At 74.0% G+C, this 20,141-nt stretch carries 17 protein-coding genes; 9 read left to right on the top strand and 8 right to left on the bottom strand.

The window, feature by feature from the left end; genetic code table 11:
- The first annotated feature begins 8 nt into the window (after positions 1 to 8).
- The 7 genes from asnB to B0I33_RS22455 all read left to right on the top strand — a co-directional run bounded on the left by asnB (position 9) and on the right by B0I33_RS22455 (position 11,222).
- Positions 9 to 1,925 carry an asparagine synthase (glutamine-hydrolyzing) gene (gene asnB, locus B0I33_RS22485; protein ID WP_106180815.1) on the top strand — a complete coding sequence of 639 codons (1,917 nt, stop codon included), beginning with the start codon at positions 9 to 11 and terminating at the stop codon, positions 1,923 to 1,925.
- Positions 1,922 to 4,135 carry a bi-domain-containing oxidoreductase gene (locus B0I33_RS22480; RefSeq protein WP_106180814.1) on the top strand — a complete coding sequence of 738 codons (2,214 nt, stop codon included), beginning with the start codon at positions 1,922 to 1,924 and terminating at the stop codon, positions 4,133 to 4,135. The genes asnB and B0I33_RS22480 overlap by 4 nt, the downstream gene beginning before the upstream one ends.
- Positions 4,132 to 6,120, top strand: coding sequence for an alginate lyase family protein (locus tag B0I33_RS22475; protein ID WP_106180813.1), 1,989 nt, complete (start codon positions 4,132 to 4,134; stop codon positions 6,118 to 6,120). The genes B0I33_RS22480 and B0I33_RS22475 overlap by 4 nt, the downstream gene beginning before the upstream one ends.
- A gap of 22 nt (positions 6,121 to 6,142) precedes the next feature.
- Positions 6,143 to 7,657 carry a right-handed parallel beta-helix repeat-containing protein gene (locus tag B0I33_RS22470; protein WP_106180812.1) on the top strand — a complete coding sequence of 505 codons (1,515 nt, stop codon included), beginning with the start codon at positions 6,143 to 6,145 and terminating at the stop codon, positions 7,655 to 7,657.
- Positions 7,658 to 7,730: 73 nt separating this feature from the next.
- Positions 7,731 to 8,879, top strand: a complete 1,149-nt coding sequence (locus B0I33_RS22465; RefSeq protein ID WP_219927242.1) for an O-antigen ligase domain-containing protein — start codon at positions 7,731 to 7,733, stop codon at positions 8,877 to 8,879.
- Complete coding sequence (locus B0I33_RS22460) at positions 8,876 to 10,078, top strand: glycosyltransferase (RefSeq protein ID WP_106180811.1); 1,203 nt, start codon at positions 8,876 to 8,878, stop codon at positions 10,076 to 10,078. Before B0I33_RS22465 ends, B0I33_RS22460 begins: the two co-directional genes overlap by 4 nt.
- A gap of 4 nt (positions 10,079 to 10,082) precedes the next feature.
- Positions 10,083 to 11,222 carry a nucleotidyltransferase family protein gene (locus B0I33_RS22455; RefSeq protein ID WP_106180810.1) on the top strand — a complete coding sequence of 380 codons (1,140 nt, stop codon included), beginning with the start codon at positions 10,083 to 10,085 and terminating at the stop codon, positions 11,220 to 11,222.
- 27 nt (positions 11,223 to 11,249) lie between these two features.
- Here the strand turns inward: B0I33_RS22455 and B0I33_RS22450 are convergent, their stop codons facing one another.
- The 3 genes from B0I33_RS22450 to B0I33_RS22445 all read right to left on the bottom strand — a co-directional run bounded on the left by B0I33_RS22450 (position 11,250) and on the right by B0I33_RS22445 (position 12,856).
- Positions 11,250 to 12,407 carry an asparagine synthase-related protein gene (locus tag B0I33_RS22450; RefSeq protein WP_245900932.1) on the bottom strand — a complete coding sequence of 386 codons (1,158 nt, stop codon included), beginning with the start codon at positions 12,405 to 12,407 and terminating at the stop codon, positions 11,250 to 11,252.
- A gap of 129 nt (positions 12,408 to 12,536) precedes the next feature.
- Complete coding sequence (locus tag B0I33_RS29755; RefSeq protein WP_146147544.1) at positions 12,537 to 12,677, bottom strand: lasso RiPP family leader peptide-containing protein; 141 nt, start codon at positions 12,675 to 12,677, stop codon at positions 12,537 to 12,539.
- Between the two features lie 41 nt (positions 12,678 to 12,718).
- The gene (locus tag B0I33_RS22445) at positions 12,719 to 12,856 is read right to left on the bottom strand and encodes a lasso RiPP family leader peptide-containing protein (protein ID WP_106180809.1); all 138 of its coding nucleotides are present in this window, start codon (positions 12,854 to 12,856) and stop codon (positions 12,719 to 12,721) included.
- A 185-nt stretch (positions 12,857 to 13,041) separates the two neighbouring features.
- Between B0I33_RS22445 and B0I33_RS22440 the strand changes: the two genes are divergently transcribed.
- A complete protein-coding gene (locus B0I33_RS22440) occupies positions 13,042 to 14,829 on the top strand; it encodes an ABC transporter ATP-binding protein (RefSeq protein WP_245900930.1) in 1,788 nt (595 codons plus the stop codon).
- 217 nt (positions 14,830 to 15,046) lie between these two features.
- Here B0I33_RS22440 and B0I33_RS22435 read toward each other — a convergent pair whose 3' ends face one another.
- From B0I33_RS22435 to B0I33_RS22420, 4 genes are read right to left on the bottom strand one after another with little or no spacing between them, the layout of a single operon-like run.
- Positions 15,047 to 15,988, bottom strand: coding sequence for an HPr kinase/phosphorylase (locus B0I33_RS22435; RefSeq protein ID WP_181193410.1), 942 nt, complete (start codon positions 15,986 to 15,988; stop codon positions 15,047 to 15,049).
- Positions 15,989 to 15,994: 6 nt separating this feature from the next.
- Complete coding sequence (locus B0I33_RS22430; protein WP_106180807.1) at positions 15,995 to 16,417, bottom strand: lasso peptide biosynthesis B2 protein; 423 nt, start codon at positions 16,415 to 16,417, stop codon at positions 15,995 to 15,997.
- A complete protein-coding gene (locus tag B0I33_RS22425; RefSeq protein ID WP_106180806.1) occupies positions 16,414 to 17,604 on the bottom strand; it encodes an asparagine synthase-related protein in 1,191 nt (396 codons plus the stop codon). The genes B0I33_RS22430 and B0I33_RS22425 overlap by 4 nt, the downstream gene beginning before the upstream one ends.
- Positions 17,585 to 17,836 (bottom strand): PqqD family protein, encoded by a 252-nt coding sequence (locus B0I33_RS22420; RefSeq protein ID WP_106180805.1) that lies wholly within the window; start codon positions 17,834 to 17,836, stop codon positions 17,585 to 17,587. The genes B0I33_RS22425 and B0I33_RS22420 overlap by 20 nt, the downstream gene beginning before the upstream one ends.
- A gap of 119 nt (positions 17,837 to 17,955) precedes the next feature.
- Here B0I33_RS22420 and B0I33_RS22415 point away from each other — a divergent pair, with 119 nt between their 5' ends.
- Positions 17,956 to 18,627: a phosphatase PAP2 family protein gene (locus tag B0I33_RS22415; protein WP_219927239.1), complete on the top strand. Its 672-nt coding sequence runs from the start codon at positions 17,956 to 17,958 to the stop codon at positions 18,625 to 18,627.
- Here the strand turns inward: B0I33_RS22415 and B0I33_RS22410 are convergent.
- Positions 18,602 to 20,095 carry a right-handed parallel beta-helix repeat-containing protein gene (locus B0I33_RS22410; RefSeq protein ID WP_106180804.1) on the bottom strand — a complete coding sequence of 498 codons (1,494 nt, stop codon included), beginning with the start codon at positions 20,093 to 20,095 and terminating at the stop codon, positions 18,602 to 18,604. The genes B0I33_RS22415 and B0I33_RS22410 overlap by 26 nt on opposite strands.
- Between the last annotated feature and the right edge of the window lie 46 nt (positions 20,096 to 20,141).

The raw sequence follows: 20,141 nt of genomic DNA, 5'->3' as shown, positions 1-20,141 counted from the left end.
GAGCGCGCATGTGCGGAATCGCAGGCACCTACCTCTGGCCGGACGGCGGACCCGTCACCGACCGGCTGACGAAAACCCTCGCCCACCGCGGACCCGACGGTTCCGGCCGCTACGACCACCCGGCCGGCGCCGGTGAGGTCCACCTGGGACACCGCAGGCTGTCCATCATCGACCTGTCCGAGAACGGCGCGCAGCCGATGGTGGCAGGCGGCCTCGCCCTGACCTACAACGGCGAGCTGTACAACGCGCCGGAGCTGCGCGCCGAGCTGGCCGCGGCGGGCGTGCGGTTCCGGGGCACGTCCGACACCGAGGTGCTGCTGGCGGCCTGGCGCCGCTGGGGCACCGGCTGCCTGCCCCGGCTGCGCGGCATGTTCGCGTTCGCGGTGTTCGACGAGCGCAGCGGCGAGCTCACGCTGGTGCGCGACCAGCTGGGCATCAAACCGCTCTTCCTCGTCCGCCGGGGCGGCGCCGTGGCGTTCGCGTCCGAGCTCAAGGCGCTCGCCGGGGAGCTGGGCTCGTCGCTGCGGGTGGACGAGGGCGCGCTGGTGGCCTCGCTGCTGTACTACTGGGTGCCCGACGCGCGGTGCGCGTTCCGCGAGGCGGAGAAGCTCCCGCCGGGGACGTGGTTGCGGTTCCGGCCGGACGGCGGCACCGAGCAGGGCCGCTTCTTCTCGCTGCGGGAGGTCGCCGAGGAAGGCGCGGCCAGGGCCGAGGACCCCGCGTACCGGCCGGACCTGCACGCGGTGGTGCAGGAGTCGACCCGCAAGCACCTGCTGGCCGACGTGCCCGTCGCGACGTTCCTCTCCGGCGGTCTGGACTCCAGCTACCTCACGGCACTCGCCGCCCGGCACTCCCCCGGCATCTCCGCCTACACCATCGGCTTCCGGGCCGAGGACGCCAGGTTCGAGGCGATGCCCGACGACCTGCGCTACGCGCGCCAGGTCGCCGAGCGGTTCGGCGTGGACCTGCACGAGATCGAGATCGCGCCGCAGGTGCTCGACCTGCTGCCGCGGATGGCCTACCACCTGGACGAGCCGATCGGCGACCCCGCGGCGATCAACACCTTCCTGATCTGCTCGGCGGCGCGCGAGGCCGGGGTGAAGGTGATGCTCTCCGGGATGGGCGCCGACGAGCTGTTCGCCGGCTACCGCAAGCACCTCGCGAACCTGCTCGGCGTGCGCTACCAGCGGGTCCCCGGCCTGGTGCGGCGTCCGGTGCGGGCGCTCGTCGACCGGCTGCCCGTCGCGACGGCCCGCCGCGGGTACCGCTCGGTGCGCTTCGCCAAGCGTTTCCTCTCGTTCGCCGACCTGCCGGAGGAGACGGCGTTCCGGCGCAGCTACACCATGTACGACCGCGCGGAGCTGCTGGACCTCGTCGACCCCGACCTGGCGGGCACCGTCGACGACGTGCTGACCGAGCACGCCGACACCTACCACGACAACGCGCTCGGCGACTTCGTCAACCGCATGTGCCTCGCGGACACCCGGATGTTCCTGCCCGGCCTCAACCTCGCCTACACCGACCGGGCCAGCATGGCCGCCTCCACCGAGGTGCGGGTGCCGTTCGTGGACGTCGAGGTGGTCAGGGCGGCGTTCGCCACCCCGGGCGGCCGGAAGATCGCCGGGCGGCAGGGCAAGGTCGCGCTGAAGCGGGCGGCCGAGTCGATCCTGCCCGCCGAGATCGTCCACCGGCCGAAGGGCCTGTTCAGCGCACCGCTGCGAGCGTGGATGAGCCGCGACCTGGCCCCCGTCGTGCGTGCGGTGGTGCACGAGGGCGCGCTGGTGCGGTCGGGCTTCCTGCGGCGCGAGGCGCTGCAGCGGCTGGTCGACGAGGACGCCTCCGGCAGGCAGGACCGGTCCAAACACCTCTGGCACGTGCTGACCCTCGAGTACTGGTACCGCAGCGTCGAACAAGGAGCCTCGTGAAGCAGGTCGTACAGAACTACAAGAGCGGTGAGCTGGCGTTGCTGGACGTGCCTGCCCCGGCGGGCAAGCCGGGCGGGGTGCTGGTCCGCACGCTGTACTCGCTGATCTCCACCGGGACCGAGCTGATGAAGGTCTCCGAGGCGAGTATGTCGCTGCTCGGCAAGGCCAGGGCACGGCCGGATCAGGTGGCGAAGGTGATGCAGAGCGTCGCCACCAACGGGCTGCCCGCCACCTACCGGAAGGTGACGAGCAAGCTCGACTCCTACACGCCGCTGGGCTACTCGCTGTGCGGTGTCGTGGAGCAGGTGGGCGAGGGTGGCGGCGACACCGCCGACGTCGCGGTCGGCGACCTCGTGGCGTGCGCGGGCAACGAGCACGCGCTGCACGCCGAGCTGAACTGGGTGCCGAAGAACCTCTACGCCCGGGTGCCTGCCGGGGTCGAGCCCCGGCACGCGGCGTTCGGCACGGTCGGTTCCATCGCGCTGCAGGGTGTGCGCCAGGGCGAGCCCCGGCTCGGCGACGTGACCCTGGTGATCGGGCTCGGGCTGATCGGGCAGCTGGTGGTGCAGCTGCTGGTGGCCTCGGGGGCGCGCGTGGTCGGCGCCGACCCCGATCCCGCCCGGTGCGAGCTGGCCGAGCGGCTGGGCGCCTCGGCGTGCGGCGCGCCCGGCTCGGAGCAGGTGGAGTCGGCCGTCCGCGAGCTGACCGGCGGGCACGGCGTCGACCAGGTGTACCTGGCGGCGGGTGGGGCGACCAACGAGCCCGTGGAGCTGGCGGCGCGGCTGAGCCGGGACCGCGGCCGGGTGGTCGACATCGGCAAGTGCAGCCTGAACCTGCCGTGGAACGCCTACTACGAGAAGGAGCTCGACGTCCGGTTCTCCCGCTCGTACGGGCCCGGCCGGTACGACGCGGAGTACGAGCTGGAGGGCCGCGACTACCCGATCGGCTACGTGCGCTGGACCGAGCGCCGCAACCTGGAGTGCTTCGTGGACCTGCTCGGCCGCGGGCGGGTGGACGTGGAACCGCTGATCTCGCACATGGCGGAGTTCGACGACGCCGTGGAGACCTACCAGCGGCTCAACGAGGGCGAGCTGAAGGCCGTCGCCGTGCTCTTCCGCTACCCGGTGCGGGAAACGCAGCCGAAGGCCGGCGTGGTCGTGAGTGTTCCCCGTGCGCCCGGCGACGTCTCTCGCCCTGGCCCGCTGCGCGGGCCGGTTCGCCTCGGCTTCGTCGGCGCGGGCAACTACGCCTCGTCGATGCTGCTGCCGCACCTCGCCGGACACGGCGACGCCGTGCTGGCCCGGGTGGCGACCACGTCGGCGCTGTCGGCGGCCAACGCGAAGCGCAGGTTCGGGTTCGCCGAAGCGGGCACGGACGTGGACGCCGTGCTCGGCGACCCGGACATCGACGCGGTGTTCGTCGTCACGCGGCACAGCTCCCATGCCGAGCTGACCAGGCAGGCGCTGCTGGCGGGCAAGGCCGTGTTCGTCGAGAAGCCGCTCGCGCTGTCCGAGAAGGAGCTGGACACCGTGCTGGCGGCGATCGAGGAGTCGGGCAACGACCGGCTGCAGGTCGGCTTCAACCGCCGGTTCGCGCCGCTGCTGCGCAGGGCCAAGGGGCGCTTCGGCAGGCGGGTCGGCCCCGCCTCCGTCCGCTACCTGGTCAACGCGGGCCGCCTGGACAGCGGCAGCTGGTACGAGCAGGGCTCGGAAGGCACCCGGTTCACCGGCGAGGGCGGCCACTTCATCGACACCGTCAGCTGGCTGCTCGACGCCGACCCGGTCTCCGTCTACGCGTGTGCGACGCCGGGGCAGGCCGACCTGCAGGCCGTGCTGCGCTACCCCGACGGCTCGGTGGCCACCATCGGCTACGTCACCAGCGGGTCGAGCAAGTTCCCGAAGGAGACGATCGACGTCGTCGCCGACGGGAAGGTGCTCAAGTTCGACGACTTCGCGCGCGCCTCGCTGTTCGGGCGGGGCCGGTCGAACAGCCCCACGTTGCCGCAGGGCCGGGACAAGGGGCAGACCGCCGAGCTGGACGCGTTCCTCACCGCCGTGCGCACGGGCGGGCCGATGCCGGTCCCGGTCGGCTCCCTGGCGGCGACCACGCTCGCCACGCTCGCCGTGCACACCAGCCTGTCCACCGGCGTGCCCGTCCGGCTCGACCCCGCCGGTGCCGGTGCCGCCGCGCTGAACGGAGCCCTCGGATGACGAGCGCGGGCTGGTATCTGCGGCGGCTGTCGCGCATGGGACCGCGCGAGGTGGCCGGGCGCGCCGCGGACACGGTGCGCAGGCGGCGCTGGCGCGGCGTGGCCGACGAGCCCGCGCGCCACACGTGGCTGCCCGGCAGGCGGTTCCCGGCGACGCTCGGACCCGAGGCGTGGCAGCCGGTCGGCGCCGACGCCGCGGCCCGGCTGGTCGCCACCGCCGACGAGCTGCTCGACGGCCATGCCGAGTACTTCGGCGTGCCGCGCCGCGACATGGTGAGCCCGGACTGGTCACTCGATCCGAAGACGGGCCGCCGGGCGCCGAGCGAGACCTACACGTTCGACATCCCCTACCGCGACGAGGTCGCCGTCGGGGACATCAAGCAGATCTGGGAACCCTCGCGCCACCAGCACCTGACCGTGCTCGCCGCGGCGTACGCGCGCACCGGCGACGACCGCTACGCGAGCCGGGTGGCCGACCACCTCAAGTCGTGGTGGGCGGCCAACCCGCCGCTGCGCGGCGTGCACTGGGTCAGCGGCATCGAGCTGGGCATCCGGCTGCTGTCGTGGGTGTGGGTGCGCAGGCTGCTGGACGGCTGGCCGGGCGCGCCGGGGCTGTTCGAGGACAACCCCGAGGCGCTGCACCAGATCTGGTTCCACCAGCGGTGGCTGGCCGCGTTCGGCAGCCGGGGCTCGTCGGCGAACAACCACGTCATCGCGGAGGCGGCGGGGCAGCTCGCCGCGGCGTGCGCGTTCGACTGGTTCCCCGAGTCCGCAGGCTGGCGCGCGGACGCGCTCCGCTCGCTGGACGAGCACCTGCGCGCCAACACGTTCGGCTCGGGCCTCAACCGCGAGCTCGCCACCGAGTACCACGGGCTCGTGCTGGAGCTCGGCCTCGCCGGTGCGGCGGAGGCCGCGGCCGCGGGCGTGCCGGTGCCGGAGACCACGTGGCTCACCCTGCTGCGGATGTGCGACGCGCTGGCGGCCATGGTGGACAGCACGCTGCACCCGCCGCGGCAGGGCGACGCCGACGACGGGCACGGTCTCGTCCTCGACGGCACCGGCACCGGACGCTGGGCGTCGCTGCTGGCGACCGGCGGTGTCCTGTTCGGACGGCTCGGCTGGTGGCCGGACCACCCCGAGGGCGACGTGCGCACGGCGCTGCTCACCGCGCTGGCCGGTCCGGTCCTGCCCGCGGTCACGATGGCGCGTCCGGCACTGCGGCCAGGTCACTTCGCCGACGCCGGGCTGACGCTGCTGCGCACGCCCGCGGACGATCCCGGGCCCGAGCTGTGGTGCCGCTGCGACGGCGGGCCGCACGGGTTCCTCTCCATCGCGGCGCACGCGCATGCCGACGCGCTGTCGCTGGAGGTGCGGCACGGCGGGGTCGAGCTGCTCGCCGACCCGGGCACGTACTGCTACCACGGGGAACCGCGGTGGCGCTCGTACTTCCGCTCGACGCTGGGCCACAACACGCTCGAACTCGACGGGCGGGACCAGTCGGTCCCGGGCGGGCCGTTCCTGTGGACGCGGCACGCCCGCAGCCGCGTCCTGGTGGCGCACACGCCCGACCGCGGCGTCGCGCGCTGGACCGGTGAGCACGACGGCTACGGCCGTCGCAAGCGGCCCGCCGTCCACCGCCGCACGGTGGAGCTCGACCTCGGCACCCGCGAGCTGCGGGTGTCCGACGAGGTGCGGGGCGACGGCACCCACCCCTGCCGGCTCGCCTTCCACCTCGGACCCCGGGTCGAGGCGGAGCTGACCGGGCACTCCGCCCGGCTGGCGTGGACCGGCGACGGCACGCGCTACACCGCCGACCTCACGCTGCCCGCCGAGCTGTCCTGGACGGCGCACCGCGGCGAGGCGGACCCGCCCCTCGGGTGGTACTCGCCCGGCTTCGGCCGCAAGGAACCCGCCACCACGCTGCTGGGCACCGGCCGCGTGGGCGGTCCCGATCCCCTCATCACCGTGCTGCGCCCGCGCACGTAGCCCGACCGGGAGGTGCTCCGCAGTGGAGGCCCGAGGAACCAGCCGTCACCGCCGCGTCGCGGTGCTCCTTGGCGCGCTCGCGCTGCTGGCCGCCGCCTGCTCGGACGAGCCTCCGCAGGAGGAGGTCACCGAGCGGCGGCCGGTGGCCGCCGTGTGCGACGCCACGCCGCCGGGACCGGCACAGCCGCCCGCCGGCGCCGTGCGCGTCGACCCCGCCGTGCCGGGCGACCTCGCCACCAAGACCGCCGACGAGCGGGCGGGCACCACCTTCTGGCTCGCTCCCGGCACGCACAGGCTGGGCGGCGGCCAGTACGACCAGGTGCAGCCCAAGGACGGCAACACCTACGTCGGTGCGCCGGGCGCCGTGCTGGACGGCGGGCGGGTCAACCAGTACGCCTTCACCGGACACGCCCGGGACGTGACGATCCGGCACCTGACCGTGCAGAACTTCGTCGCCCCGCAGAACGAGGGTGTGGTGAACCACAACTCGGGCAACGGCTGGGTGATCGAGCACAACACCCTCCAGCGCAACGACGGCGCGGCACTGATGGCGGGCGCCGGGCAGCGGGTGCGCGGCAACTGCCTGCGCGACAACGGCCAGTACGCCATGAACGCCTACCAGGCGGCGGGCGGCATCACCGACCTGGTGGTCGAGGGCAACGAGATCACCGGCAACAACACCGGCGACTGGGAGACGAGGGTCCCCGGCTGCGGCTGCAGCGGCGGCATCAAGTTCTGGGCCGTCGACGGGGCAGAGGTGCGCGGCAACTGGGTGCACGACAACCGGGGCACGGCGCTGTGGGCCGACACCAACAACAACGACTTCCTCATCGAGGGCAACCTCATCGAGGACAACGACGGCAGCGCCATCTTCTACGAGACCAGCTACAACGCGATCATCCGCGACAACACGATCCGAAGGAACAACTGGGCGCAGGGCAGGGAGTTCGCCGCCAGGAACGACTCGTTCCCGGTCGCCACGATCTACATCTCCGAGTCCGGTGGTGAGCCGAGGGTCCCCGCCCGCACCGACAAGATCGAGATCCACGACAACGTCCTGGAGAACAACTGGTCCGGCATCACCCTGTGGGAGAACGCCGACCGGTTCTGCAACAGCCCCGCCAACACGTCCTCGGGCACGTGCACCCTGCTGGTGCCCGACCTCGGCCGGTGCGCCCAGCCCGGCATCGCGGAGCGGCCGCTGTACGGCGACTGCCGCTGGAAGACGCAGCGGGTGGACATCCACCACAACCACTTCGCGCACGACCCGGCGACGGTCGGCTGCACCACGAGCTGCGCGCGGATGGCGGTGCTGTCCAACTACGGCACCTACCCGGACTGGTCTCCCTACGACGGCGAGGCCGTGCAGCAGGCGATCACGTTCGACCAGGACAACTCCTGGCACGACAACACCTACGTCGGGCCGTGGACGTTCGTGCCGTTCGACGCGAGCCGCGTGATCGACCACAACCAGTGGCGGATCGCGCCGTACCGGCAGGACCCGGGCAGCACGTTCACCGGCGGAAGCGGTGGCTGACGTGGTGGGCAGGGACGGCACCGGCGCCGCGGCGGTCCAGGCGACGCCGGCGGGCGAGACCGGTCGGCGCCGCGTGCCGGGGCTGGTCGCGGTCATCTGGGGCCTGCTGGTCCTCAACACGCTGGGCTCCACGGGCGCGGAGACGATCGTGCAGCTGCCCCGGCTGGCGACGCAGGTGCTCACGATGGGCGCCCTCGTGCTGGCGTTCGTGCTCGCGCTGGCGCTCAACCCCCGGCTGCGCGTCCGCCCGAGCGCCTACCTCCTGCTGCTCAGCCTGCTGCTCGTGGTCAGCCTCATCGCCAGCGTCGATCTGGAGTCGGGGCTGGGCGCGTTGTTCCGCTGCGCGCGGCTGGCGGTGTTCATCGCCACGCTGTGGCTGCTGTCGCGGTGGTGGGACGGCAGCCTGGCGTTCGTCCGGCACCACATCCGGGTCCTCGGCGTGGTGCTGGCCTCGGTGGCGATCGGCGTGGTCGCCTCCCCCGGCCTCGCGTTCCCCGACACCTACGGCGGGCGGCTGGTCGGGGCGCTGTGGCCGCTCACCGCGCCGCAGGTCGGGCAGTACGCCGCGATCGTCGCCGGGCTGACGATCCTGCTCTGGCTCGCCCGCCGCACCGACGGCCGCAGCACGCTGCTGATCGCGCTGCCCGCGCTCGCCATGCTCCTGCTGAGCCACACGCGGACGGCCACCGTCGGCCTGGTCGCCGCGCTCGGCGTCGCGGGTCTCTCGCTCGTGTTCACCAGCACGCGGGCGCGCAGGGCGTTCGGCTGGACGGTCGCGGTGGCCGGGCTGCTGGCCGTCGTGGCGGCCCCCGCCATCCAGGCGTGGTTCCAGCGCGGGCAGACCGACGAGAACTTCTCCAACCTCACGGGCAGGGCGAAGGTGTGGGACGCGCTGCTCGCCGAGCCGAGGTCCGCGTTCGAGGAGCTGTTCGGCGTCGGGCTCACCGACAAGTCCTTCGACGGGCTGCCCATCGACTCCAGCTGGCTGGCCGTCTACCACGAGCAGGGCTACCTCGGCATCGCCCTCGTGGCCGCGTTCCTCGGGACGCTGCTGATCGCCGCGGTGCTGCGGCCGCCGTCGCCGGCCCGCGCCTGCGCGCTGTTCCTGATCGTCTACTGCCTCGCCGCCTCCTACACCGAGGCCGGGCTCGGCGACGCCTCGCCCTACCTGCTGCACCTGGTCGTGGCGTCGGCGCTGCTCACGAGAGAGGAACCCAGATGAGAGTGCTGGTGGTCCACAACAGATACCGGTCGGAGCAGCCCAGCGGCGAGAACAACGTCGTCGACGCCGAGACCGCCCTGCTCGCGGGCGCCGGGCACGACGTCGCCGTCTTCGAGCGGCGCAGCGACGACATCGCCGCGATGTCCGCGCCACGCAAGGCGCTGGTGCCGGTGCGGGTGCCGTGGAACCCGGCCGCGCGGGCCGACCTCGCCAGGACGCTGGAGCGGCGACGGCCGGACGTCGTGCACGTCCACAACACGTTCCCGTTGCTGTCCCCCGCGATCCTCGACGCGTGCACGCACGCGGGCGTGCCCGTCGTCGCGACCCTGCACAACTACACGCAGACGTGCGTGCCCGGCACGCTGTACCGCGGCGGCGAGGTGTGCACCGACTGCCTCGGCACGTCCCCGCTGCCCGCGATCCGGCACGGCTGCTACCGCGGCTCGGCGCTCGCGACCGTGCCGCCCGCGGCGAGCCTCGTGCTGAACCGCCGCCGCTGGTGGACGGCGGTGGCGCGGTTCTTCTGCATCTCCGGCGCGCAGCGCAAGATCCTCGTCCAGGCGGGGCTGCCCGCCCACCGGCTCGCGGTGAAGCACAACTTCGTCGCCGACCCCGGGGTCCGCCGCGCCGGGGCGGGCGAGCACGTGCTGTTCCTCGGCAGGCTCACCGAGGAGAAGGGCGTCGGCCTGCTGATGGCGGCGTGGGACCGGCTCGCCGCCGAGGGCGGGGCCGGGGTGCCGCTGGTGCTCGCGGGCACGGGGCCGATGGCGGAGGAGGTGGCGCGGTGGGCCCGCGACCGGGACGACGTGCGGTACGTCGGCCTGCGCGGCAGGGACGAGTGCCGCGAGCTCACGGCACGGGCGGTGGCCGCCGTGGCGCCCTCGACGTGGCTCGAGACGTTCGGGCTGGTCGTGGTGGAGGCCATGGCGGCGGGCGTGCCGACGGTCGCGGCCGCGCACGGCGCGTTCGTGGAGCTGATCGACGACGGGCTGACCGGGCTGCTGCACCGGCCCGGCGACGCGCGCTCGCTGGCGGACGCCCTGCGCCGCGCGGTCACCGACGCCGAAGGCAACCGGGCGATGGGCTCGGCGGCGCGGCTGCGCTACGAGCGCGAGTTCACCCCGCAGGTGGGGCTGGAGCGGCTCCTGTCCGGGTACGCGGCGGCGATCGAGGGAGCGGCGACGTGCGAACCGGTGTGAGCTGATGGCGCGCCGGTTGTGCGGCGTGGACGCCTATCCCGGGCCGCTGCTCGCGGTCGCGGGGTACGGCCTCGCGGGCGCGGACCGGCCGTGGCCGGGCGGCCCGCTCGACGACGATTCGTGGTCCGGCCTGCTGGCCGCGGCCCGCAAGCACCGCGTGCTCGGGCCGTTGCGCGCGGCGGCCGGGGCGGGTGCGCTGCCCGCGACGGCGGCGCAGGCGGACGCGGCCAGGGCGGCGCACCGGGGGGTGCTGCTGCGGGTGCTCTCGCTGGAGCGGGAACTGATGGCGGTCGCCGACCGGCTCGAAGAGTCCGATGTGGACTTCCGGGTGCTGAAGGGCAGTGCGTACGCGCACCTGGACTATCCCGATCCGGCCCTGCGCTCGTTCATCGACCTGGACGTGCTGGTGCGCGCCGACGACATCGGGCGGGCGGTCGCGGCGCTGTCCGCGGCCGGGTTCGCGCGGACCCTCGCGGAGCCGAGGCCGGGCTTCGACCGCCGCTTCGACAAGGGCACCACGCTGCGTCACCCCGGCGGGTTCGAGGTCGACCTGCACCGGACGTTCGTGCTGGGGCCGTGGGGGGTGCGTGTCGACCTGGACTCGCTGTGGGACGACGGCGAGGAGTTCGCGGTGGGCGGGCGGACGCTGCGGGCGCTGTCCCGCACCAACCGGCTGCTGCACGCCTGCTACCACGCCGCGCTCGGGGACTGGCCGCTGCGGCTGGGATCCCTGCGGGACGTCGCCGCACTGCTGCCCCGCACCGGAGGGGAGGCGACCGAGGTGCGCGGGAGGGCGGCGGCGTGGGGCGTCGAGGCGGTGGTGGCCGCCGCGGTCGCCGACGCCAGGCGGCTGCTCGGCATCCGGGGCGGTGACGCGTTCACCGCGTGGGCGGACGGCTACCTCCCGACCCGGCGCGAGGAGGCCTGGCTGGGGCTGCACACGCACGAGGGCAAGACGTTCGCCGCGCAGGCGCTCGCGACGATCCCGGCGCTGCCCGGGTTCCGCGACCGGGTGGCCTACCTGCGGGCACTGCTGCTGCCCGACCGCGGGTACACCGAGGGCAGGCACCCCTCGGCACTGTCCCGGTTTCGCTTCGCCGTCCGGGAGATCCGGCGGGGCCGGGGCGCTCCGGCTCGGGAGTGAAACCGTGGCGAGAGCGCCGTTGTGCGCTCACCAGCCCCTGCGGTCGGCGAGCCAGGCCGACTGCAGCAACGCCATCGCCGGGGCGTGCGGTTCGGCGGAGAGCCAGTTGGCCCGCAACGCCTCGGCGTCGACCAGCTCCGGGTCGACGCCCGCTCCGGTCCAGCCGCGGGCGAACTCCCTCGTGTGCCCGGTGAAGACCGCGTCGGTGAACACGGCTTTCGTGCTCCGCTCCAGCACGGCCCTCGGCAGCAGGTCGCCGAACAGCGCGCGCATGGTGGCCGTGCGGCCGGTCCAGCCCCAGAACCCGGCGGCCCCGGCCACCGCCGCGACGAGCTCCGGCTCGGCGAAGGCCTGGACGTACCCGGCTCCGATCTCCGCGCCCAGGGCCCGCATCGTGTCGTAGGCGCGGCGGGCGCAGCGCCGGTCGGTGAACTGCCACGCGTTGCGTCCCGCGTGCAGCGTCCAGGCCGCGGCGTCGGCGGCGTCGCGGCGGGCCAGCAGCCGCTCGACGGGCTCGCGCAGCCACGGCCTCGAGTACCGGCCGCGGGCCACGGCCCGCCTGCGCAGCGGCGCGGGAGCGAGCGCGCGGATCGCGTGCGGAAGGACCCGGGGATCGACGCGGCCCCGGGACTTGAGGACCTTGGTGACCGGGGTGATGCGTTTGAGCCCGAACAGCTCGTCGCCGCCCTCCCCGGTGAGCAGCGAACCGCCGCGGGCATGGTCGAGCATGCGCCAGGTCGGCGCGAAGTTGGGTGACCACACGACGCCGTGCCGGAGCAGCACCGGGGTCGCGATCGGACCGACAGGATCGTGTTCGTCGTGGACGGTGAGCACCACGCGGTCGCGGAGGCCGAGGTGGTCGAGCACCGCCCGCTGCCAGTCCGCCTCGTCGGTGCCGGGTGCCTGCGGGTAGCGCAGCGTGATCGGCACCGGCAACGGCAGTCCTTCCCGGCGGGCGAGGGCCACGGCCGCCGCGAGCAGGACGGACGAGTCCCGGCCGCCGGAGAACGCGACGAGGCAGGGCGTCCTGGTCAGGTGCGGCAGCAGCAGCCGGTCGAGCGCACGCCGGGCTCCGCCGGGTGGCGGTTCGGGCATGGGCACCCGCTCGTACCCGGCCAGCCAGCCACCCGCGATCTCCAGCGGATCCATTGTGTACACCGAGTACGCGGTGCGTGTGCCGCTCACGGCGGGCCCTTTCCGTGTCGAGTGGCCGGCCGCACGGTCCCCGACCGGCCACCCGTCAGTCTCGCGCACACCACTCGTGAGTGTTTTCCGTGGTTAGAACCACGTTTCGCACTCACGAGCGACGGGCTGTCAGGAGAACGCGTCGTTGTCGCCCAGGATCGGGACGAGCCAGGTCAGGTTGTCCGGCTTCGTGCCGAACAGGTTGGCCTGGGTCAGTTCCGTCACCGAACCGAGCGTGGTGATCTCCGGCGGTTCGTACGGCTGTCGCATGTACACCTCCTTCCGCGGTCCGGAGCCGACTGGGACACCGGCTACGAGAACGTGAGGTCGCCGAAGATCGTGCCGGCGGCGAAGTCGGCGTCGAGCCTGCTGCCCTGCGACTGGCCCAGCGTCAGCTCGGACACCGCGCCGAGGTCCTCGACCACGGGGGCGACGTAAACTTCCTTCATCCTTCACCCCCTTCCTGGCGACAATGGACGGTCGGGCGCCGTTGCCCGGCCCTGCCGGTGAATTCGTGCGTTCGGCGCAGCCGTTACACCCGGACGGAGAACGTGTCCACACGGTGACGCAACCGGTACCACCCGGGTATTGCGCCTCGGGTCCGGAAGGGCCGCCGCGCGGATACGATTTCCCGGTGCGTCTGGTACGGATGGCCAGGGCCGCCAGGGTCTCCGTGGCCACCCCGCGGCTCGTCGCCGCGGCGGCCGGTGAGGTGTGGCGGGCCGATCGGCTGGGCACGGTCGTCGCGGCCGCCTACCAGATCGTGGGAGCGGGCGCGGCACTCGGCGTGGTCGCGGCGGGCAAGCTGACGTTCGACGCCCTGCTCGCGCCCGAGCAGGCCGCCCTCGGCCTCACCCCCGCGCTGTTCCTGCTGGCCTTCGCCACCGCCCTCTCGGGTGCGGTCGGCCCGCTGCAGACGCAGCAGCACCGGCTGCTCGGCGAGCGGGTGTCGCAGCGGGTCTGGGACAGGCTGCTCGACACCACCGCACGCGCCGACCTGGTCACCTACGAGTCGTCCGGCTTCGCGACCACGCTGGAGCGGATCCAGCAGAACGCGCTGACCCGCCCGTTCGCGGTCACCACCTCGCTGCTGGGGCTTACCGGCAGCCTGCTGGGCGTGGTGACGCTGTCGGCCGCGCTGATCGGGGTCGAGCCGCTGCTCGTGCCGATCCTGCTGGCGGCCGGGCTGCCCGCCGTGCTGCTCTCCCGCTGGGCCAGCCGCAGCGAGTTCGCCTTCGCCCACCGGCTCACCGCGCTGTTCCGCCGCCGCAACTACCTGCGCCAGCTGCTCACCCAGCGGCCGTACGCCGCCGAACTGCGGGCGTTCGAGGCGGCGGGGCCGCTGCGGGCGCGGCACCAGGAGCTCAACGACGAGGTGGCGGCGGCGCTGCGCACCCAGGTCCGGCGCCGCCAGCTGATCGCCGCGCTCACCACCGCGGGGGTGGCCGTGGCGCTGACGGCCGCGTTGCTGGCGATCATCGAGCTGGTGCGGCGCGGGCGGATCAGCCTGGCGGAGGCCGGGGCGGCCGCGATCGCCGTCCGGCTGCTCTCCGGGCAGTTGAGCACGATGTTCGGGGCGATCGGCGGGCTGCTGGAGTCGGCGCCGTTCCTCGCCGACCTGGAGCGGTTCGTGGCCTCGGGCCCGCCCGCGCCGCCGAGGGGCCGCAAGCGGCCGCTGCGGGAGGGCGTCGCGCTGACCGGTGTCGGGTTCCGCTACCCGGGTCAGGAGCGGCCCGCGGTCGACGACGTGGACCTGAAGATCGGCGCGGGCGAGGTGGTGGCGCTCGTCGGCGAGAACGGCTCGGGCAAGACCACCCTGGCCAAGATCGTGGCCGGGCTGTACCAGCCGGACGCGGGCACCCGGAGCTGGGACGGCACCGATGCGCCCGCGCCGGACGTGCGCGCGTCGACGACCGTGATCTTCCAGGACTTCGTCCGTTACCAGCTGTCGCTGCGGGACAACATCGTGATCAGCGACGGAGGTGGCGACGCCGATCCCGGGCGGGTCGCGGACGCGGCGGACCGGGCGGGGGTGTTGCCCGCGGCGCGGCGGCTGCCCGACGGGCTCGACACCATGCTCGGCCGTGACCTCGACGAGGGCGTCGACCTCTCCGGTGGGCAGTGGCAGCGGGTGGCGCTGGCCAGGGCGCTCTACCGGGACACCGATCTGGTGGTGCTCGACGAGCCCGCGGCCGCGCTCGACCCGCGCGCGGAGCACGAGCTGTTCGCCGACGTCCGCGCCATGCTCGGTGGCCGGGCGGCGCTGCTGATCTCGCACCGGTTCTCCAGCACGCGCCTGGCCGACCGGATCTACGTCATGGACGCGGGCCGGGTGGTGGAGTCCGGCACGCACGACGAGCTGATGGCCAGGGCGGGCCAGTACGCCGAGCTGTACCGCCTCCAGTCCTCCGCCTACCACTGACCGCGTGTCCGCGACCTGGGAACACGTGTCCGCGACTTAGGAACACGTGTCCGCGACTTAGGAACACGTGTCCGACATCGGTGTACGCCACCCCGGGTCCGCGCTGACACAGGTCGCGGACACGCGACCATGGACGGCGGACACGCGGCCATGGACGGCGGACACGCGACCATGGATGGCGGACACGCGTACACAGGTCGCGGACACGTCGTCGCGGTCAGGGGGTGACGGCGGCGAGCAGGTCGTCGAGGACGCCGGGCGGGAACGGCGGGCCCCACGGCACGGTCGCCTCGAACACCGGCACCCGTTCCACCAGGTCGCCGAGGGCCTGGAACGCGGCGTCCATCGACGGCGGGTCGCACCAGCCGAGGACCCTCGGGAACTGGCACATCCGCAGCAGCGCGAGCGAGGGCGGCAGCCTGCGGACGGCGACGCCGTCCACCTCGCGGCTCGGCCGGGGCACCACGCACGCGGCGAGCGGCAACGGCCCGTCCGCCCGCGTGCCGGGGCGCAGCGCGAGCCTGCCGTCCGCCGTCGGGCGCACGGCCCCGGCGGGTGCCGCGTCGGCCAGCCCGCGCGCGTTGACACGCAGCCTGCTCTCGGTGCTGCCGGGGTGGACCAGCATGGCCGCCTCGGTCCGGTCGACGCGGAGCACGTCGTCGGCGACGAGACCGTGCCCGGCACCGCACAACGCCGCGGCGAGCGTCGACTTGCCCATGCCGGAGGCACCCACGAACGCCAGTGCACGGCCGCCGACCCGCACGGCGCTGGCGTGCAGCACGAGGTGCTGCCGCAGGGTCAGGTGCACGGCGAGCAGCGTGCCCCCGGCCAGCACGGACAGCAGGCCGGGGTCCACTCCCGGGTGCGGCTCGACCGTCACGGCGCCGAACTCCCGGTCGCCGGTGAACTCGCACAGCTCCGGGTAACGCAGCACGGTCCGGTCGCCTTCCCGGACGAGGCTGTAGAACATCCGGCCGTCCGCGCGGGTCAGCCCGGCCACTCGGGTACCGGGCGGATGCTCGTGCGGAACCGGCCGCTCCCCGCCGAGGCGCAGCACGAGATCGGGGCCGGCCTCGGCGCCACCGGGATCGCCGGGCGGCAGCGGCAGCGGCAGCTCACTGACGACGGTCAGCCCGTGCGCGCGGTACACGTGCGCCACGTCCGCTCACCGCCCCGCCGAGCCGAGCGCCGCGTACCCGGTGGCGGCCGGATCGAGCGTGCGTCCCCCGATCTCCAGCCACGAGTGCGCGGAGAACTCGCCCCCGTCCACGCGGCGGACCCCGATGCGCAGCACCGGGCGCAGGGCCCGCAGCCGGTGGCCGAGCAGCAGGCAGCGGCGCAGGCAGGTGTCGCCCGCGGGCCAGCGCGTGACGACGGCGCCGCAGGCGAGCACGGCCGGGCGCATCCGCCGGGGCAGCACGGCCCGTTCCACCGCGGGCGGCCGCGCGCTCTCCAGGTCGAGGCGCACCCGCAGCAGGCGGCACACCGTCGGCAGGTCGGTGACACGGAGCCCGGCCTCGATCGCGGCCAGCACGGCCACCGCGTGCAGCGCTTCGAGGACCAGCCGGATGCGTCTGCGGACGGTCATGCGCCTCCCGTCGTGGCCAGCCAGGCCTGTTGCAGCAGCAGCGCCGTCGCCGCGGGCGGCTCCGGGGACAGCCACGCGGCGCGCAGCGCGTCCGGGTCGACGATCCGGTCGTCGACGCCCCGCCCGTTCCATGCCCGCGCGAACTCCCGCGACACGGGGCCGAACCGGGAGGCATTGAAGCGCGCCTTGTCGCGGCGGCCCGGCAGCTCAGGGGGCAGCAGGTCCCCGGCGAGCAGCCGGATGCCCGCCGCGCGGGTCAGCCCGCCCCAGCGGCCGCCGAACGCCGCGTACGACGCCACGAAACCCGGGGTGCTCAGCGGGTCGACCAGCGCGCAGTCACGGTCCCTCGCGACACGGGCGCGGGTCCGTTCGCCGACGAGCACCGCCCTCGGCGCGAGCGCCGACCACACGCTACGGTCCCAGCGCAGCGGCCGGTCGTGGCCGCGGGCCGCCTCGGCCAGCGCGGCGGCACGGGGGCCCGGCCGCAGCCAGCCCGCGCCGCCGGAGACACGCCTGGCCAGCCGGGACCGCACCGGCGCCGGGGCCGCGCAGGTGGCGGCCAGCCGCCAGTCCGCCCCGGTCAGCCCGCGTCCCCGCCGCCGCAGGACGGCCCGCAGCACCGGCATGCGGTGCCCGCCGAGCACCTCGTCGCCCGCGTTGCCGGTGACCAGGCTGCCGCCGCGGGCGTACGAGGAGAGCAGGATCGTGTTGCCGATGCCCGCGGGGTAGCTGGGGCCGCCGTGGGCGCGCAGGACGGGCGCGGCCAGCGGGCCGATGTTGTCCAGCTCCGTGGTGACCTCTCGCCGCACCCACACCGGCCGCAGCCCGCGCCCGCGCAGGTGAGCGAGGACGAGTTCCTGCCACGCGGACTCGTCGGCCGCGGGGTCGCCGGGATAGCGGAAGGTGAGGGCGACCGGTACTTCGAGCCCCTCCCCGGCGGCGAGCTCGGCGGCGACGGCGAGCAGCAGCGAGGAGTCGCGGCCCCCCGAGAACGCCACGACACACGGTGGGCGCAGCAGCGCGGGCAGCAACGCGTCGCGCAGGGCGCGCCGAGGGTCGGGATCGACCCGGGCGGGCCGCGCGGGCAGCAGCGGCACGGAACCGGTGGGGCGGCCGAGGGCGACCTCCCAGGCCGGAATGACGGGCAGCCCGGTGACGGGCGCGATCTCAGTGCAGGAGTTCGGCATCGCGCAGCCGGTCGAGGAACAGCTCGATGTCCCGCCGCGCGCTGTCCGCGTCGACGTCGTACTCCTCGGTGATCGTGCCGACCAGCTCGTCGAGGGTCACGTCCCGCTGGAGCAGTTCGAACACGCGGGTACCGACCCCGGTGATGGAGAAGTAGCGGGACGAGGGCAGGCTGAGGACGATCGTCTCGTCTCCGAGGGTGCGGGCCGAGATGTCGCTCGAACGCAGGCGCATGGCGTTTCCTTCCTGCCGCGGTTCCATAGTGGATTCGGCGCCGGGGGGCCGCTCGTTACGCGTTCGCGGGAAACGCTTCGGGCACGAAGCCCGACTTGTCGAATGTGGGTGGCGAACGAGTGAGCAGCCTGGCCGGTCCCGATCCGAGAGCACTCGCCGGGCCGCTGCGCCCGCCGCTCACGGTGACCGCGGTGGTCGCGACGGTCACCGTCGTCCTGGTCGGCATCCTGCACGCGGGTGAGTCGGTGGCGCACGGCGTGGACGCCGCGGCGACGGCGGCGATCCTGGACGCGGACTCGCCCGCGCGCACGGTGGCGCTGATGGTGGATTTCGGCGCGGAACCGGCCGGCGCCGCGATCCTGGTGACGCTGCTGGCCGGGCTGTGCCTCCTGCTGCGCAGGCGGCGGCTGGCCGTGCTCGCCGTCGCATGCCTCGTCCCGGCCGCCGTGACCACGGCACTGAAGCCGGTGTTCGGCCGCACGATCAACGGCGAGCACCTGTCCTACCCGAGCGGGCACACGGCGCTGGCGACCGCGCTCGCGTTCGTGTTCGCGCTGCTCGCCGTGGACCTGTTCCGGGCGGGGCGGACGGCGGGCGTGCTGGTGGCACTGGGCGCGCCGGCCGTGGCCGGGGCGGAGATGGCCTGGTCACAGGTGGCGCTGGGCGCGCACTACGCGACCGACACGCTGGGCGGCTTCGCCACCGCGCTGGCGGTGATGCCCGTGCTGGCACTGCTCGTCGACCTGGCCGCCGAACGCCGCCCGGTCAGCAGGCAGGCGAGTCCGGGGTGAACGAGCTGCACGTGTCCTGGTGGTAGGGCGCGGCCTGCCACTGGGCCGCGTCGAGTGCGCGGGCGACGTCGTGGGCCACGAACGACCACGGCCCGGCGTAGGTGTTGCGCGACCAGTGGTTGTCCTGGCCGAACGTGATCGCGCCGGCGACGCCGAAGCCGTGGTACGGGGACCAGTCGGGGTAGGTGCCGTAGTTGGCGAGCACCGCCATCCGGCCGCACGACCGGTCCGCGCAGCCCATCGCCGCGGGGTCGATGCGGAACGTGTTGCCGCGCACGTCCACCCGCTGCGTCTTCCAGCGGCAGTCGTCGTCCAGCGGCGGCGTCTCGATGCCGGGGCGGGCGCACGCCGCCACCTCCTCCACCAGCCGCGTGCAGTAGCCCGACGACGTGTTGGCCGGGCTGTTGCAGAACCGGTCGGCGTTCTCCCACAGGGTGATGCCGGACCAGTTGTCCTCGAACAGGTTGTCGTGGATCTCGATCCGGTCGGTGCGGGCGGGGACCCTCGGCTCGCCGCCGGACTCGGAGACGTACACGGTGCCGACGGGGAAGTCGTCACCGCGCTCGGCGAACCGGCGTCCCATCGCCCAGGTGTTGCGCCGGATGACGTTGTCGCGCAGCACGAGGTTGTAGCTGATCTCGTAGAAGACGGCCTCGGCCTCGTTGTCCTCGATGAGGTTGCCCTCGATGAGGAAGTCGTTGTTGTTGGTGTCGGCCCACAGTCCCGGCCCGTGGTTGTGGTGCACCCAGTTGCCGCGGATGTCGGCACCGTCGACGGCCCAGAACTTGATGCCGCCGGTGCAGCCGCAGCCCGGTTCCCTGGTCTCCCAGTCGCCGGTGTTGTTGCCGGTGATCTCGTTGCCCGCCACGACGAGGCCGGTGATGCCGTCGCCACGCTGGTAGGCGTTCATGCCGTACTGGCCGTTGTCGCGCAGGCAGTTGCCCCGCACCTGCTGGCGGTCCCCCGCCATGAGCGCCGCGCCGTCGTTGCGCTGGATCGTGTTGTGCTCGATCACCCAGCCGTCACCGGAGTCGTGGTTGACCACGCCCTGGTCCTTCGGTGCGGCGAAGCCCTGGATCGTCAGGCCGCGGAGGGTGACGTCCCTCGCCTGCCGGGTGAAGGCGAACCGGTTGATCCCCTGCCCGTCGAGCACCGCACCGGGGGCGCCGAGGTAGGTGTTGCCGTCCTTCGGCATCACCTGCCCGAACTCGTCCTGGCCGAGCGTGTGTGTGCCGGGCGCGAGCCAGAACGTCGTGCCCGGCGGGTGCGCGCTCGTCTTGGCGTGCAGGTCGGCGTCGACGGCCGGGTCGACGACGACGGCAGCGTCGGGCGGCTCGGGGTGGAGCGCCGGCTGGTTGTCGCAGACGGCCCACGGCTCGGGGTGCGCCGGGGCCGCCGCGGCCGGTGCGGGCAGCGGCGACAACAGGAGGGTGAGCGCCGCGGCGAGCGCGGCGCGCGGTGGCGACATGACGACAAACTACGCATCTCCGGCCCGCCGTGTTGTCACTCTGCCG

This window comes from Prauserella shujinwangii, from assembly GCF_003001955.1.
GTDB classification, from domain to species: domain Bacteria; phylum Actinomycetota; class Actinomycetes; order Mycobacteriales; family Pseudonocardiaceae; genus Qaidamihabitans; species Qaidamihabitans shujinwangii.
Note: the sequence above shows the minus strand (reverse complement) of the source record. Positions and strands in the feature narration are given on the sequence as shown.